Genomic DNA, 14315 nt, shown 5'->3' with positions numbered 1-14315 from the left:
AAATAAAAAAAGCCGCCAGTTATATGGGCGGCTTTCAGGTTATTGACAAAGCCCTAAGCTGTCATCCCCGACCCCGATCGGGGATCCATCTTCATCCATTGAGAGATATCTAACCCGTTGATTTAAAATGGATCCCGCATCAAGTGCGGGATGACAATTTTGGTCAATTATCTACGAAAACACTTTGTCAGCAGTCTGAAAGCTGCCAGTTATATGGGCGGCTTTTTAACTTAAATACTGAAAGGTTTAATCTGTTAAGTCGTCAAAGAAATCTTTTACTTTACTAAAGAAACCTTGGCTTTCAGGGTTGTGGTTTTCCACATTTCCCCCGCCGGCGGCTTCGAACTGTTTCAAGATTTCTTTTTGTTCCTTTGTCAGTTTTACCGGTGTTTCCACGGCAACTTCAACGAACATATCCCCGCGTGACTCGGTGCGCATGACGCTCATACCTTTGCCGCGTAAACGGAATTGATTACCGCTTTGGGTGCCTTCAGGCACCTTGATACGGGCACGTCCCCCATCTACGGTTGGGACCTCAATTTCACCGCCAAGAGCCGCTTTTGTCATAGGAATTGGCACGCGGCAGAAGATATTGGCCCCTTCGCGCTGGAAGATACGATGTGGTGCAATGCTCAGGAAAATATAGAGATCACCGCTGGGCGCACCGCGCAATCCGGCTTCACCCTCGCCGGATAGCCGGATACGAGTCCCATCTTCGACACCAGCTGGGACGCTGACGGACAGGGTTTTCGATTTGCGTTCACGTCCAGTTCCGCCGCAGTTATCACAAGGATCAGAAATGACAGAACCTGCGCCATGACAGGTCGGGCAGGTGCGCTCAATGGTGAAAAAGCCCTGTTGTGCGCGCACTTTACCACGGCCGTGACAACTTGGGCACATGCTTGGTGGTTTACCGCCTTTGGAACCAGAACCGTCGCAGGATCCACAATGAACGGATGTCGGGACTTCAATCTGGGCTTTTTTACCGTTGAAGGCATCTTCCAGACTGATTTCCATATTGTAGCGCAGATCAGAACCGCGCCCGGATGATTGGCCGCGTCCGCCGCCCATCATATCGCCGAACATTTCTTCAAAAATGTCACCAAAACCGGAGAAACCGCCACCGCCGAAACCGCCATGTCCGCCGCCCGGACCGCCTTGTTCAAACGCGGCATGACCGTAACGATCATAAGCAGCGCGTTTTTCGGCATCCTTTAAGACTTCGTAAGCCTCGTTAATTTCTTTAAATTTGGATTCTGCGTCTGCATTATCTGGGTTACGGTCAGGGTGATATTGCATGGCAAGCTTACGGAACGCGCTTTTCAGGGCTTTATCATCTACATCGCGGTTGACGCCAAGCGTTTCGTAGTAATCTTGTTTTGCCATTTTTTGTCCTCTTTAAAGACAAATATGTCCCCGTTTGTGGCGGGGACTATTTGAAACAAGGCCCCCTGCTTTCGCAAGGGGCACACTTTTACAGGTTACTTGTCTTTTTTGTCCGGGTCGACTTCTTCGAAATCGGCGTCGACAACACCGTCATCAGCCGGTGCGTCTTCTTGTTGCGGAGCCTCAGCACCAGCGGATTCTTGCTGAGCTTTGTACATGGCTTCACCCAATTTCATAGAAGCGTTCATCAAAGTATCTGTTTTCGCCTTGATATCTTCGGGATCGAGATCGTCACCTTCCAACGCGGATTTTAGCTCGTTGATCGCTTTTTCAATTTCGCCTTTATCCTCTGCACCCAAGGCATCCCCATGTTCTGTGAGGTTTTTCTCGGTTGTGTGGATCAGGCTTTCGGCTTGGTTACGAGCTTCTACAGACTCTTTTCGTTTTTTATCTTCTTCCGCATGTGCTTCTGCATCTTTAACCATTTGGTCGATTTCGTTGTCATCCAGACCGCCAGAGGCTTTGATCGAGATTTGTTGTTCTTTGCCTGTGGCTTTGTCTTTGGCAGAGACGTTTACCAAACCGTTGGCATCAATATCGAAGGTGACTTCGATTTGTGGGACGCCACGCGGTGCCGGCGGAACACCAACCAGATCAAATTGACCCAGCAGTTTGTTGTCAGCCGCCATTTCACGCTCACCTTGGAAGACGCGGATGGTTACAGCAGATTGGTTATCTTCTGCTGTTGAGAAGACTTGAGATTTGCGTGTCGGAATTGTAGTGTTGCGATCGATCAAACGGGTGAAGACACCGCCCAATGTTTCGATCCCCAAAGACAACGGTGTTACGTCAAGAAGCAGAACGTCTTTCACGTCACCTTTCAACACACCACCCTGAATGGCAGCACCCATGGCAACCACTTCGTCCGGGTTTACGCCTTTGTTGGGTTCTACGCCAAAGATTTCTTTAACTTTTTCAACAACTTTCGGCATACGGGTCATCCCGCCCACCAAAATAACGTCGTCGATTTCAGAGGCTTTCAGCCCTGCATCTTTCAAGGCCGCCTGACAAGGTTTAACGGTACGTTCGATCAAACCTGAAACCAGACTTTCCAGTTTTGCACGGCTGAGTTTGATGTTCAGGTGTTTCGGGCCAGACTGGTCAGCCGTGATAAACGGCAGGTTGACTTCTGTTTCCTTAGAGGAAGACAGTTCGATCTTGGCTTTTTCACCCGCTTCTTTCAAACGTTGCAGGGCCATACGATCAGAGCGCAGGTCAATGCCTTGTTCTTTTTTGAATTCGTCAGCGAGATAATCAATAATTGCCATATCGAAATCTTCACCGCCGAGGAATGTATCGCCATTGGTGGATTTTACTTCGAAAACACCGTCGCCGATTTCAAGGATGGAAACGTCAAATGTACCGCCGCCCAAATCGTAAACAACGATGGTGCCGGTTTCTTTTTTGTCCATACCGTAAGCTAACGCTGCGGCTGTCGGCTCGTTGATGATACGCAGAACATCAAGGCCAGCAATTTTACCAGCGTCTTTTGTTGCTTGACGTTGAGAATCGTTGAAGTAGGCCGGAACGGTGATAACGGCTTGTGTGATGGTTTCACCGGCAAAGCTTTCTGCGGTTTCTTTCATCTTTTGCAGGATGAAGGCAGAAATTTGTGACGGGCTGTATTTTTCGCCATTGGCTTCTACCCACGCATCGCCATTGTCTGCTTTGACGATTTTGTAGGGAACCAGACCTTGATCTTTTTTGGTCAGCGGGTCGTCGAAACGGCGACCGATCAAGCGTTTGATGGCAAACAGGGTATTTTCTGGGTTGGTGACGGCTTGTCGCTTGGCAGGTTGGCCGGACAGGCGTTCACCTGAATCTGTGAAAGCAACCATAGAAGGGGTTGTGCGTGTTCCCTCGGAATTTTCGATAACGCGAGCGTCTCCACCGTCCATAATGGCGACACAGGAGTTGGTTGTACCGAGGTCAATACCGATGACTTTACTCATTTTACTCTCTCTTTGTTGCGGCGAGTTCCCTGTCGTCCGCCCTTCTCAAACAAGGCACAGACATTTAGAACTCCCTGAGGGTCAAAAACTGGGCGTTATATAAGACGATTGGCGCGTTCATGCAAGCGCTTCGGCATAATCATTTACATCAAAAGTTAAGATTTTTCTATTTTTCAACCGGATTAATCAATTTTCTCGCAAACACGGTTGCGTCCCTGCGTTTTTGCATCATAAAGGGCAACATCGGCACGTTTGAGCAAATCATCTGGGTTTTGGTCTTTTTCCAATAAACCAGTCAGGCCGAAACTGGCCGTAAATCCTTCAATTTTGCCTTGTCCGGTATCGAAGGCAAAATCTTCGGTATTTTGTCGGATCCGTTGGGCGATTTGCCAGGCACCGATCAAATCTGTTTCAGGAAGGAGAATGGCAAATTCTTCACCGCCAATTCGACCCAAAACGTCTGAATTTCGCAAACTGTCGCGACAAAGTTTGGTCATCGACCGGATGGCCTCATCACCTGTGGCGTGACCGTAGGTGTCATTAATATGTTTGAAATGATCCACATCCAGCATAATCAAGGATAAATTATGTCCATACCGTTTGGCGCGATCCATTTCCTTTTCGCAGAGTTCAAGGAAATGTCGGCGATTGTTGGCGCCTGTCAATACATCGGTTGAGGCCATTTTACGGAGCTCGCGCTCCATTCGTTGTTGTTCCGTAACATCTGTGGAAATGCCGATCAAGGCATGGGCGTTGCCGACATCGTTGATCAACGGTGCTTTGATGGAGAGAAAATAGCAACTCTTGCCCGTGCGGTAATGGCGGGACTTTTCGATGCTGGTACAGTTTTCTCGGTTATTAAAAACGTGTGTATCGCTTTGATGGAAACGTTCGGCGACATTTTGACCAAAAATTTCAGCATCCGTTTTTCCGACGATTTCATCGAATGTTTTGCCCAGATATTCACACATATCTGCATTTACATAGGTGTAGGTATAGCTTGTATCCTTGATATAAACATGAGCTTTCATGTTATCAAGGATGGTTGTCAGCTGGCGTTCGTTGGCCTGAAGTTTCTGTTCCAGTCGTTTTTGTTCGGTTACATCGGTTGAGATACCTAAAATCGAATGAACGTCTCCGTCAGCTGTTAATAAGGGGACTTTGACAGACCAATAATAACTTTTTATACGAGTATGCGTGTCAACGGACGTTTCCATACGAGAAATTTTCTGCCGGGTTTTAAGCGCTTCCTGATCGGTCGTGCGAAAACCAACAGCGGTTTCTGGTTCAAAAAGATCGAAATCATTTTTACCGGTTATGCTGGTGCGATCCATTTTCAGGGTTTGACAGAGTTCTTCGTTGGCGTAGGTATAACGTAGATCGGTGTCTTTGATGTAAACACGCGCTTTCATATTATCGAGAATGCTGTTGAGCTTTTCCTGACTGGCCCATAAGGCTTTTTCTAGTCGTTGCTGTTCCGAAATATCAATAGACATCCCAAGAAGCTCATGGACTTCGCCCTGTTCATTTTCCATAGGGCATTTGACGGATAAATAACAGCGTTCGATCCCATATTCGTCCATGCCGCCATCTTCAAGTGCGCGCACCGTTTTGTGTTGTTCGAAAACGTTACGGTCATTTTTTGCGAAAGATTCGGCGGCTTCAAAAGGAAAGAGGTCATAATCAGTTTTACCAATGACTTCGTCGCTTTTTAAGGCATGCAGGGCCGCGAGCATGTGGTTAACGTAGGTGTATTCCCCTTTGCGGTTTTTTGAAAAAACATAAGCGGGTATATGATCGAGAATGCTTTGCAGTTTTTTCTCATTATTGATCTGGCGAAAGGATTCTTCTTTTTGCGCAGTTACATCCATTTGTGCCCAGATGAGATTGTCACCATTTTTGGTGATATTTGTACGAAACCATAATGAGGTTCCGTTCGGTGCGCGATATTCAAGTTCACTTTGCCAGATATTTGACTGGGCGATAATGTTTTGAATATCTGTTAAATCGGCATTGGGATAAATGAAGCGGATGTTCTTGCCGAGCAGTTTGTCGTCTGTCAGTCCGATCATTTGGCAAAAGGCGGGGGTTACAAAATTTATATGACCCTTTGGGGTACACATGAAAATCATTGCCCCGACATTCTCAAGAATTGCGGTGACAGACTCTGTCGTTAATCCCGTTTTATGCTTATCAGACACGCTTTTATTCATTCATGATAGAGAGAATTGATTTTGCTCAAATCATCCACTGCTTACGGGAGAAAAGCAAGCTTCGCGCAAAAAGGGAGACAAAAAAAATTAACATATTGATCTATAATAAGGATCGGAGGCTAGAAGGCTGTTCAGTTGTGCATTATGAATAAATAATACGATATCGAAATGACCGCGGTTTCTTTTCAGGCCTGTTTGGTTTAAAGGTGCAAAAAAGATCCGCTTATCGATTCGTATATAATTCGAAAGAAATGCGATCAAAATATGAGGCAGGGTTTTCTTTTATGTCAATTGTGCTAAAGTGAATTATACAACAAAACGCTATAACTATAAGATTTTGTTGTATCTATCGTCCGTTCGCAAATAAGGCATAATGAAATGAAGTATAAAGAATGGTCTGAAGAATTCGAGTTGGGAATTGGTGTGATTGATGAAGACCACCAGATGTTGTTTCGTACGATCCGTCAATTAGGTGAACAAATTGCTGAAAATCGCAATGCGGGTGTTATTGAAGCAACAATCAAATCGTTAGGTCTTTATGTTGAAGAACATTTTGATCGTGAAGAACGTTTTATGTTGCGCGCGGGTTATCCGGATTTTGTTATCCATAAAAAAGAACATGATGACTTTCGCGATAGTGTGATTTCTTTGCGTAATTTCCATGCCCGCTGCCCGCAAGATGTAGATGCAGAGAAAATTGTTACTTTTTTAGAAGGTTGGTTGTTGAGCCATATTGCGAAGGTTGATCGTGCTTATGCTCCGTATTTGCTGGGGAAAAAGAACGGTGATCCGGCTATTATGCAACGTCGTCAGCAAAATACTTCTAAAAATATAATCAATATTCCCTGTCCGGCGGATAAGGAAGAACACGTTCGTCATTTTATCACGTTGATCAGCGATGCGAGCGAAGAAGGTCAATTGGTGGAAACAGCGGTTGAAAAAATTACAGAAACTCAAATCAAACGGCGCGAGGCCAAAGCGAAAAGTCTGTTTGGTCGCTAGCTCTTCATTTCCTTTATCTGTCTGATCCCAATGACCTTATTGCATTCCCATGGCAGGGGTTTATAATAAGTTTATCGCTTATTTAAGGAATGCAAAAAATGGGACTGTTTGACTTTTTCGGCGGTGGCAAGAAAAGCGAAGCCAAAGGCGGTGTGCTTGAAGTGGCTTGGTCTAAGAATGCGGCAGGTAAGTTCCGTCGTCTCCCCTTTATAGAATTGGCAAAAGAAAACGTATCAGGTGTTTCTGCAATTTATGTCATTTGGCATGGCGGGGTAAAACCGGGCTGGGTCTATGTCGGTATGGCAGAAGATCTGGCGATGGATATTACAGATGCCAAACAAAGTAGCGAGATTATGAGCTATGACATGCGTGGTGGGGTTTTTATCACGTGGCAGACGTTTCCTGCAAAAATGGCACCAGGAGTTTTTGCGTTCTTAAGTGATGTCTTGCAACCGGAAGTCCGTAACCCTGAAGTAGATATGTATATGAATAAACAACATGTCAAAGTCTTACCACCGGGGTATACGAAAGAAAGTTTTAGCCAGCTTATTGGGTAGATCATAAGTATAATTTACATTTTTTATTTTTCCTTCATGGTTGCGAAAATTATTAAAAGTCCCTTATATTTAAAAAAAGCTTGTTTAAGAGTTGACGATTAGTGGGATATCGTACTGGACTGACAATAGGGTAGGCTACAACCATGAGCGATAAAAGTGATCTTACAAGACGACTTGAGTTTTTACGCATAGATGAAAATGCAAAAAAATCTATGCAGGATTTTTTTGCAACCATTAATGGCGATGTGCCCGCCATTGTAGAAAATTTTTATTCGCATTTATCCGGGTTTCAAGAAACCCAGTCCATCATTGATAAACATTCCAATGTGCGCACCTTAACGGATGCGCAACGCCAGCATTGGGAAAATATGTTCAGCGGAGAATATTCTGATTCTTATATGGAACGTGCGCTGACGGTTGGGCGCGTCCATGATGTGATCGGACTGGAACCGCGCTGGTATCTGGGCGGTTATTTCATGTTGATCGAGCAGATGCTGCAAACCTACTTGCGTAAAAATGGGGTTAAAAACGCTAAGGTCATGGATGGTGTCGGGGCCATGTTACGATCGGTCTGTCTGGATATCGATCTGGCGATGATGACTTACATTGAAAGTGGCGAGCTGCGTAAAATTCGCGAACAGCTTCTGCAAATGTCCGATGAGATTCTGGATGAATCGGATCAAACGATTCAAAGTGTTTCTGACCAAACCGCCTTGATGCAAGAAAATGTTGATCATTTGAGCGAAGCACAGATTGAATTACAAAAACAGGTCGATTTCGCGACTGAATCTTTAAATCATACTTTAAATTCCATTCAAACGGTGGCTGCAGCAACAGAAGAGTTGGATGCCTCGTCACAAAGTATTGCCGGGCAAGTACAGTCTTCTGAAGAGATCGCCCAAAATGCCATTGAACAATCGCGCCGCAGTCAGGAAACGGTCAACAGTCTGGAAACCAGTGCACAGGAAATCGCATCGGTTGTGGCTTTGGTGCAAAACATTGCCTCGCAAACCCGTTTGCTTGCCTTAAATGCGACGATTGAGGCAGCACGTGCCGGTGAGGCGGGCAAAGGTTTTGCCGTTGTGGCACAGGAAGTGAAAAACTTGGCCGCAGAAACTGAAAAAGCGATTGATCAGGTCAATATGCAGTCCGGTCAAATTCGTGAAGCCACAGAACGGGCGGTCCATGAAATTGAAATCACCAACCAGCTGATCCAGCAAATGGGTGAAAGTGTTGGTCATATTTCTGAAGCGGTGGAACAACAAACGGCTGCGACAACAGAGATCAGCAGCAGTGCAACCAGTGCATCCGATAGTACATCCCATGTGGATGAAAGCATGAAAGATGTGTCTGAACGCAATGTGTCAGCACAATCGATGGCGCGCAAAGTCTCTAATATTTCGCGCAATGTTATTCGGGATGTTTCGGGGTTGCGCGGTGCGATGACCATGTTGTTGCGCACGTCCTATGCCGGGAACCGCCGCCATAGTGAGCGGGTACCATTGGGGATGACGGTAACGTTGCAGCAAAATGGAGCTGAATTTGTCGGAACAACAGCGGATTTAAGCCTCGGCGGTGTTTCGTTGCGTATTGAACATGCGCAAAATCATTTGCAGACAGGGGCCTGTCATGTGGTTTTGGACAAAATCGGCGCATTCGATATGGATATTCGCCAAGTGGCGGATAATGTGGTGAATGCGGCATTCGGTGCGCATACGGATGGGGAAAAAGCGCGGATTATTCAGCTGCTTGAAGAAACGAAAAATCAGGACAAGGTATATATTGAATTGGTTCAAGAGGCGGCAAATCGAACGGAAGAAGCATTTGAAAAAGCCCTTCGTAAAAACCAGATTTCTGTTGAGGACTTTTTCGATATTGATTATCAGCCAATTCCAAATACCAACCCCCGCCAAATGTTGACAAAATTCACGCCGATCACCGATGAATATCTACCGGATATTCAGGAAGAGATCATTCAACGTGCCCCCAACATTGTTTTTTGTGCGGCAGTGGATCGTGCCGCTTATTTGCCGACCCACAATAAGGTCTATATGAAGGAACAAAGCGACGATCCGATCTGGAACGATGCGAATTGCCGCAACCGTCGTATTTTTGCCGACCCGGCGGGCCTGCGCGCAGCGCGCAATACACAGCCCGTTCTCGTACAGGCTTATGACCGTAAAGTCGGGGATCAGGTGGTCTTGTTAAAAGAAGTTGATGCACCGATCTATATCCGTGGCCGCCATTGGGGCAATGTGCGAATGGCTTATAAATTCTAGCTGTTTGTATGCCTTCTCGTTATGTTCTTAACGATTTTCTAAGTTTATGTCATATAGAATGAAGTCAACAGGAGAAGTGTGACCAATTTGATTCCTTCTCCTAATTTCTTTTCAATTCGCAGTTCGCAGTTCCAGTTCTTCCAGTTCCAGTTCGGGGGACCCAGTTCGGGGGACACCCAGTTCCAGTTCCAGTTCCAGTTCGGGGGACAGTTACCGAATTACTTGCCTAAGCTTTTCATACCTCTTTCAGAAAATGAAGGAGAGCACTATGGCACGTTTAGCACGCGTAACAATACCGAATTTACCTCATCATATAACCCAACGAGGAAACAGACGACAACAAACATTCTTTTGTGATGCCGATTATGAGTTGTATCTGGATTTATTGGCTGAATGGTGTCTTTTTTACGGCGTTGAAATCTGGGCTTACTGTTTGATGCCGAACCATACACATGTGATAGCGGTTCCTAAAACGGAAGTGGCTTTGGGTAGAGCGATGGCAGAAACACATCGGCGTTACACTCGTCATATCAACTTTGAGAAGAAATGGAAAGGTCACCTGTGGCAATCCCGTTTTGCGTCATTTCCAATGGATAAGGCTTATTTGATGAACTGTGCCAGATATGTCGAACTAAATCCCGTGAGGGCCCGATTGTGTAAATATCCAGAAGAATGGCGTTGGAGCAGTGCGCGGGCACATATGTGTGCAGAAGATGACGGACTGGTTCGTGTTGCGCCATTGCTACAGCATGTTGAGAGCTGGCAACGTTTTCTCGCGGATGATTTGTCGCAAAAGGACCATTTAAAATTACAACAGCACGAAAGGACCGGACGACCTTTAGGCGACGACAACTTTGTTCAAAACTTAGAGGAACAGCTTGGCCGCCCTTTATTGCCTAAAAAGCCCGGACCAAAACCGAGAGATCGGTAACTGTCCCCCGAACTCCCCGGTAACTGTCCCCCGAACTCAAGACTTTTGCCTTGCTGATTTGCTTTCAGCCGCTATTACGGCCATGTCATCGATTTTTCTCTTATTTATCGTCTGTACATGAGGTAATTACCGCCATTTGTGTGAACAACATTTTCATGGCTGTCACACTCAATATCGACGCCATAAGCCTGAAACTCTTCCCATTTCACTTGAGAAAGCTCCTTTAGGTCCTGTTGACAAAGTGGGTTCACAAATTGCTTAGAATGTGATTCAAGACTTCTTTTTATGAGGAGAAGTCTATGCGGAATTTGATGAGCGACGATGAATGGTTATTCTTCGAGCCATTCCTTCATGCCCAAGGGCCAAAATCTGGCCGTCCTCCCTCAAATCACCGCCTCACTCTTGATGGTATTTTTTGGATTGCCCGGACAGGAGCACCTTGGCGTGACCTCCCCAATTACTTCGGTAAATGGTCCTCTGTTTATCGTCAATTCCGCCGCTGGACATTGCTCGGCGTTTGGGATGTTCTACTGGATGCCTTGAACGATGCCAAAGCCGTTCCAGATACAGTGCAAATGATAGATAGCACAATCATCAGAGCCCATCATCAGGCTGCTGGGGCAAAAGGGGGACTCAAAAAGAGGGTCTCGGCCGTTCAAAAGGTGGCTTTACGTCCAAAATACACCTTCGAACAAATGCCGAAGGCTTGCCAATAGCTCTGGAAATCAGCGAAGGCCAAACATCAGATTACAAAGGGTATGCTCCATTGATGGAATGGGGTGGTCCAGATGCCAAGGTTCTATTGGCAGACAAAGGCTACGATGCAAACTCCATTCGGGACGATATGGAGAAACGCGGTGGATACGCCATGATCCCAATGCGGAAAAACCGAAAGGAAATCACTCCCGTTGATGATTTCGTATATGGCTTGAGAAATCAGGTTGAACGCTGCTTCAACAAACTCAAAAATGCTCGCCGGGTTGCAACTCGGTATGACAAGACGATGCTCAGTTTCCTTGGCTTCGTGCAGGTCACATCAATTCGGGTATGGGTAAAATATTTTGTCAACAGGACCTAGGCAAAACTCCTTTATATTGGATACGATTCCATCCAGTTTTGCTTGTTCCTTCATGTCTTCGGTATGGAAAAATAATATTATTCCTAGTAGGTTATCTTTGCTGTTGAAAGCACACATGGCAACATCGTGAAGGTAATCACGATATTTACTTCGAAGTTTTTGCCCTAGGTCAGACCTTATGTGTTCTTTAATTTCGTATCTATTAGTCGTCATTTATATGCCTCCCATAATCCGTCATCCCGTTTCCCAAAGCTAAATTCTTTGTCAGCTAAATATTCTACTTCTTGTTCAAAAAATGGACGAGTTCGGGGGACAGTTACCGAATTACTTGCCTAAGCTTTTCATACCTCTTTCAGAAAATGAAGGAGAGCACTATGGCACGTTTAGCGCGCGTAACAATACCGAATTTACCTCATCATATAACCCAACGAGGAAACAGACGACAACAAACCAAATTCCGGGGTCAGCCTCGAAATTATATTATTTTTTAGGTTTTGGCCCCCATTTTTTGACGAACTCTTCACTGGCCTACGAAAAAGCCAGAAAATATTTGCTTTTAGTCCAGAGGGTTAACGTTCTTCAAACGCCAGTTTAATCCCAAGAGCGACGAAGGCGGCGGCGAAGCTGCGTTGGAGCCAGCCGAGCAGGCGTTCATTTTCCATTACATAGCGGCGCATCCATGCAGCGGCACAGCCGTATATGACAAAGACCACAAATGTCATCCCCATAAAGGTCAAGCTGAGAATACTCATATCCAAAAGAGGCGTTTGGCTTTGCGCAGTGATGAATTGCGGTAAAAAGGCGAGAAAAAAGATGGAGAGTTTGGGATTCAACACATTGATCAATGTGCCATGTAGCGCAATACGTGCCCCGTTTTTCTGTTGATCGACTTGTTTGACGGATAGTGTGCCTTTTTCCTTCCACATGCCATAGGCGAGATAAAGAAGATAGGCCACGCCGGCATATTTAACCGTTTGAAAGGCAAACGCGCTGGTATGCATAAGCGCGGCGAGCCCAAGAATAGAAGCCAAGATATGCGGGACAATACCGAACGTACAGCCAAGGGCGGCCCATAAGGAAAAGGTTGTTCCCCGAAACAAGCCAATGGAAACAGTATAAATAACGCCGGTACCGGGCAGAAGCACCACAATAAAAGCCGTGATGAGAAATTCCAGACTCATTTTTTCTTCTCCTTCAAGTCAAAGATATGGTGCCTGATTTAAAGAGGGGATGCATCTGTTTTATGAGATAAGCCATATGATTTTTTTCCAATAAGGGTTGCTAAAAGGAATAAATACCTTAAATAGAGAGAGCTGATTATTTAAAACAGGAGTAGGAACTCATGTCAGAAACAGTTTTTAATGCACAGGATTGGGTCTATGTTCCCGATGCAATGGGCCGTTTAGGCCAAGGTTACTATGAGAACAGGAGAAATGCCTCTCAAACAATTACGATTGCGGAATTTGAACGCAGACGATCACAACCGGTTCAGGTCACTTCAAAAAAAGAAGAACAAAACATAAACAATAGTATGCCGGTCTCTGCGACGGCCCAGACAAGTCGTTTACAGACAACCGGGACCACTGACAGTCAGTTGACCCCGTGGAGCAATCCGATCAGTGGGGAGCAAACAATTTCAGATACAGGGGGTTCGCAGACAGCGAAGGCGTCTGCGCAAACTGATGGTAAAGCGCAAAAAAAGAAAGAGATCCCCAAAGAAAACCATGAAGGTGGCGATGGCGGAAATACTGGCGAAGGTGTCGGTTCTGCGTCTGACACAGACGGCTCGGAAGCCAATGGTGATGGTGGCGAAGGGGGTGCAAAAGTTATTTGTACAGAAATGGGAACACAAGGTTTGATGTCTTCTTTTGATCAAAAAGCCTGTCTTGTCTATGCACATAAATATTTACCGCCGTCTTTTATGGAGGGATATCACTTTTGGGCGGTGCCCTATGTCCGATTGATGCGCCGTTCCAAATTCGCAACGGCCTTGATCGTCCCGTTTGTTCACCATCGGACAAAAGAAGTGAAATTTCGCTTAGGCCTGTCAAAAAAAGGGTCATGGTGCGGCAAGCTGATTTGTGCCTTTCATGATCCGCTGTGTTGCCTGTTGGGGAAAATTGTCAAGCCGGCGGATTATCGCAGCCTTTATCCCTTAAAGACTTAAAACTCGTTCATTTAGCCGGGGAAGCCACCGGTTTGGCGCAAGGCTTCCCCCAGAACCATTGCCCCGCTGATGGCGACATTGATGGAACGCATCCCCTCTGCCATCGGAATAATCAGACGTTCATCGGCGTGGTCATGGACCTCAGCAGGAACACCTTGGCTTTCACGCCCCAATAATAAGGTATCATCAGAGCGATATTCAAATTCGGTATAGATATGGGCGGCTTTGGTTGACAGCAGGATCAACCGGCCGCCTTGTTTTTGTTTGGCTTCAACAAACGCTACCCAGCTGTTATGACGAATTAAATCCACGCGATGCAGATAATCCATCCCGGCGCGACGCATACGTTTGTCATCAAGAACAAACCCACAGGGTTCAATAATATCGACACCAATGTTCATACAGGCCGCGAGTCGAAGCAGGGTTCCGGTATTTTGCGGGATATCGGGTTGAAAGAGAGCCAAACGCACGTAAAAAATCCTTACAATTGAGAGTCGTTATTAACTACACCTGAATTAAGGCAATTCGCAACATAATTTCATGGATTTGTACAGGTTAAACCTTTTCTTGTCAGGCGAAATGCATTATACGGATGCGCGACTCGTCCTTCATTTTAGGTCGGGTCACGTTGTTAATTGAGTTTTGTCATTGTGTCTTTTCTCATTTTAGAAGACACCATGATATCACAGA

10 protein-coding genes and 1 pseudogene are annotated in these 14315 nt (G+C 45.8%); 6 read left to right on the top strand and 5 right to left on the bottom strand.

The window, feature by feature from the left end; all coding sequences use genetic code 11:
• Window positions 1-246: 246 nt before the first annotated feature.
• The 3 genes from dnaJ to ACI0FF_RS00950 all read right to left on the bottom strand — a co-directional run bounded on the left by dnaJ (window position 247) and on the right by ACI0FF_RS00950 (window position 5599).
• Window positions 247-1386 (bottom strand): molecular chaperone DnaJ, encoded by a 1140-nt coding sequence (gene dnaJ, locus ACI0FF_RS00960; RefSeq protein ID WP_419798294.1) that lies wholly within the window; start codon window positions 1384-1386, stop codon window positions 247-249.
• Window positions 1387-1481: 95 nt separating this feature from the next.
• The gene (dnaK, locus tag ACI0FF_RS00955) at window positions 1482-3398 is read right to left on the bottom strand and encodes a molecular chaperone DnaK (RefSeq protein ID WP_419798293.1); all 1917 of its coding nucleotides are present in this window, start codon (window positions 3396-3398) and stop codon (window positions 1482-1484) included.
• Between the two features lie 182 nt (window positions 3399-3580).
• Window positions 3581-5599, bottom strand: coding sequence for a sensor domain-containing diguanylate cyclase (locus ACI0FF_RS00950; protein ID WP_419798292.1), 2019 nt, complete (start codon window positions 5597-5599; stop codon window positions 3581-3583).
• A gap of 390 nt (window positions 5600-5989) precedes the next feature.
• Between ACI0FF_RS00950 and ACI0FF_RS00945 the strand changes: the two genes are divergently transcribed.
• The 5 genes and pseudogenes from ACI0FF_RS00945 to ACI0FF_RS00925 all read left to right on the top strand — a co-directional run bounded on the left by ACI0FF_RS00945 (window position 5990) and on the right by ACI0FF_RS00925 (window position 11458).
• Complete coding sequence (locus tag ACI0FF_RS00945; RefSeq protein WP_419798291.1) at window positions 5990-6613, top strand: bacteriohemerythrin; 624 nt, start codon at window positions 5990-5992, stop codon at window positions 6611-6613.
• 98 nt (window positions 6614-6711) lie between these two features.
• Window positions 6712-7170, top strand: coding sequence for a hypothetical protein (locus ACI0FF_RS00940; RefSeq protein WP_419798290.1), 459 nt, complete (start codon window positions 6712-6714; stop codon window positions 7168-7170).
• Between the two features lie 143 nt (window positions 7171-7313).
• Window positions 7314-9449, top strand: a complete 2136-nt coding sequence (locus tag ACI0FF_RS00935; protein WP_419798289.1) for a protoglobin domain-containing protein — start codon at window positions 7314-7316, stop codon at window positions 9447-9449.
• A 268-nt stretch (window positions 9450-9717) separates the two neighbouring features.
• On the top strand, window positions 9718-10380 hold the full coding sequence (locus tag ACI0FF_RS00930; RefSeq protein WP_419798288.1) for a transposase: 663 nt from the start codon (window positions 9718-9720) through the stop codon (window positions 10378-10380).
• A 299-nt stretch (window positions 10381-10679) separates the two neighbouring features.
• Window positions 10680-11458 (top strand): annotated as a pseudogene (locus tag ACI0FF_RS00925) (IS5 family transposase).
• A 569-nt stretch (window positions 11459-12027) separates the two neighbouring features.
• Here ACI0FF_RS00925 and ACI0FF_RS00920 read toward each other — a convergent pair.
• Window positions 12028-12639, bottom strand: a complete 612-nt coding sequence (locus tag ACI0FF_RS00920) for a LysE family translocator (protein WP_419798287.1) — start codon at window positions 12637-12639, stop codon at window positions 12028-12030.
• Window positions 12640-12800: 161 nt separating this feature from the next.
• On the opposite strand from ACI0FF_RS00920, the gene ACI0FF_RS00915 reads away from it, so the two are divergent.
• Window positions 12801-13625 (top strand): hypothetical protein, encoded by an 825-nt coding sequence (locus ACI0FF_RS00915; protein WP_419798286.1) that lies wholly within the window; start codon window positions 12801-12803, stop codon window positions 13623-13625.
• A gap of 11 nt (window positions 13626-13636) precedes the next feature.
• On the opposite strand, the gene ACI0FF_RS00910 is transcribed toward ACI0FF_RS00915, so the two are convergent.
• Window positions 13637-14095, bottom strand: a complete 459-nt coding sequence (locus tag ACI0FF_RS00910) for a tRNA (cytidine(34)-2'-O)-methyltransferase (protein ID WP_419798285.1) — start codon at window positions 14093-14095, stop codon at window positions 13637-13639.
• Between the last annotated feature and the right edge of the window lie 220 nt (window positions 14096-14315).

The organism is Terasakiella sp. 4MB5A, from assembly GCF_050058155.1.
Lineage (GTDB): Bacteria > Pseudomonadota > Alphaproteobacteria > Rhodospirillales > Terasakiellaceae > Terasakiella > Terasakiella halodenitrificans.
This window is presented reverse-complemented; position numbering and strand designations above follow the sequence as displayed.

What these genes read in the sequence shown, in the direction of transcription:
- dnaK (WP_419798293.1), bottom strand. Translation starts at nt 3,398, where the DNA reads ATGAGTAAAGTCATCGGTATTGACCTCGGTACAACCAACTCCTGTGTC.
- ACI0FF_RS00930 (WP_419798288.1), top strand. Translation starts at nt 9,718, where the DNA reads ATGGCACGTTTAGCACGCGTAACAATACCGAATTTACCTCATCATATA.
- ACI0FF_RS00945 (WP_419798291.1), top strand. Translation starts at nt 5,990, where the DNA reads ATGAAGTATAAAGAATGGTCTGAAGAATTCGAGTTGGGAATTGGTGTG.
- ACI0FF_RS00940 (WP_419798290.1), top strand. Translation starts at nt 6,712, where the DNA reads ATGGGACTGTTTGACTTTTTCGGCGGTGGCAAGAAAAGCGAAGCCAAA.
- ACI0FF_RS00920 (WP_419798287.1), bottom strand. Translation starts at nt 12,639, where the DNA reads ATGAGTCTGGAATTTCTCATCACGGCTTTTATTGTGGTGCTTCTGCCC.
- ACI0FF_RS00915 (WP_419798286.1), top strand. Translation starts at nt 12,801, where the DNA reads ATGTCAGAAACAGTTTTTAATGCACAGGATTGGGTCTATGTTCCCGAT.
- ACI0FF_RS00935 (WP_419798289.1), top strand. Translation starts at nt 7,314, where the DNA reads ATGAGCGATAAAAGTGATCTTACAAGACGACTTGAGTTTTTACGCATA.
- dnaJ (WP_419798294.1), bottom strand. Translation starts at nt 1,386, where the DNA reads ATGGCAAAACAAGATTACTACGAAACGCTTGGCGTCAACCGCGATGTA.